A 1,157-nucleotide genomic window follows, 5' to 3' on the forward strand; every position below is an offset into this window, starting at 1 on the left:
CTAGCTGTTGCGGGTCATGAGGTTGTTGACGGTGGGGTTGAGTAAGGGGGACGGATCCTTCGGCGGCAGGATGAGAACTGCCAAGTCACCCATCTGCCGAAGCCGAAAGATCCGTCCTGTGTCCCACCGTAATGCCCCGTTGTCCGTCGAAGGCCGGCGCCGCCTGGTAGCGCGCTGCCGTACCCGTCCGATCGCTCATGTCGCTGCCGAGATGGGGATCTCGCGCCAGTGCGCGTCGAAGTGGGTGAACCGGTACCGACAGTTCGGCGAGGCCGGTCTGCTGGACCGTTCGTCAGCGCCACACCGCCAGCCCACCGCGACTGCGGCGCCGGTGGTGGCTCGGATCGAGGCGATGCGCCGCGACCACAAGTGGCCGGCGTCGCGGATCGCGTTCGAGCTCGGCATCGCCGGGACCACGATCAGCCGTCGTACCGTCACCCGCCACCTGGCCCATCTCGGACTCAACCAGCGCCGCTTCATCGACCCCACCGGCGCCACCAACCGCCAACCACGCCGCATCATCGCCCGCTGGCCCGGTCACATGATCCACCTCGACGTGAAGAAGACCGGCCAGATACCTGATGGCGGCGGCTGGCGAGTCCACGGCAAAGGCAGTCCACAGGCCCGCCAGGCCGAACGCGCCAAGAAACGCCACACCACCCGCAACCAGCCCCACCAGCCCGGCCAGCAATCAGCCCGGCGCACCGGCTACACCTACCTGCACTCGGCCATCGACGGCTACTCCCGCTTGGCCTACACCGAAGCCCTACCCGACGAGAAAGCCGCCACCGCGATCGAGTTCACCCACCGCGCCCGCGCCTTCTTCGCCGCCCACGGCATCACCCACATCCACCGCATCGTCACCGACAACGGCGCCTGCTACAAAGCCCACGACTTCGCCACCGTCCTGCGCGGAGCCCGCCACCAGCGCATCACCCCCTACACCCCACGCCACAACGGCAAAATCGAGCGCTACAACCGCATCCTCACCGAAGAATTCCTCTACGCCCGAACCTGGACCAGCGAACACCAACGCACCCAGGCCCTCGCCATCTGGAACATCCACTACAACTACCATCGACCCCACACCACCGCCGGAAACCAACCACCCGCCGCCCGACTCCACCAACACATCACCAACGTCATGACCTCATACA

General features: G+C 66.4%; 1 protein-coding gene. It reads left to right on the top strand.

Annotated elements, in window-relative coordinates; all coding sequences use genetic code 11:
- Positions 1–118 precede the first annotated feature (118 nt).
- A partial coding sequence (locus AB0J62_RS40455) for an IS481 family transposase (protein WP_363883210.1) occupies positions 119–1,157 on the top strand: 1,039 nt, incomplete at its 3' end.

The organism is Kribbella sp. NPDC049584 (assembly GCF_040675555.1).
In the GTDB taxonomy this organism is placed as follows: domain Bacteria; phylum Actinomycetota; class Actinomycetes; order Propionibacteriales; family Kribbellaceae; genus Kribbella.